Origin of the sequence: Stutzerimonas marianensis (assembly GCF_022810315.1) — a bacterium.
GTDB lineage: Bacteria > Pseudomonadota > Gammaproteobacteria > Pseudomonadales > Pseudomonadaceae > Stutzerimonas > Stutzerimonas marianensis.
Genome location: NZ_JALGRD010000065.1, coordinates 1 through 441, shown reverse-complemented (window position 1 = coordinate 441; position 441 = coordinate 1). Strand labels below are relative to the sequence as shown.

The 441-nt window shown below is 46.0% G+C and carries 1 pseudogene; it reads right to left on the bottom strand.

What is annotated here, in order from left to right:
* Nucleotides 1-424 (bottom strand): annotated as a pseudogene (locus MST27_RS22275) (hypothetical protein); the annotation flags it as partial.
* Nucleotides 425-441: the final 17 nt, after the last annotated feature.

Here is a 441-nt window from a genome sequence, read left to right as displayed (position 1 = left end):
GGTGGTTATTGCCATGACAGGTGTCACAACCCGTTGGGCTCGGTTCTGCCCTCGAATGAGCGCTCTTCTTATAATCCCTTACAATTCCCGGAGTCATAACCGAGTGGCATGCAATACACTGCTCTAACTGAAACGTACCTTTGATTGGGTTTGAAGGCCTTACCTCATCCCTGTTGTACATATAATCAGGAATGTAATAACGATATGCAGGTAATGTCTTCCAGAACTTGCTGTATTTTCCAGGATAAGGCGGAGCATTCTCATGCTTCGGATATCCCATGTATTTTGCACCTAAACCAGAAAAGAACACCTTACCGTTGTTATCAGGCTCACCGGGCACACCATACACTTCATGAGGCACCCAGTGGGTGATGATTTCTACGGCCTTTGCTTCTTTTGTCATCAGATTGGCTACTACACCCATCGTCCCACAACCTATTA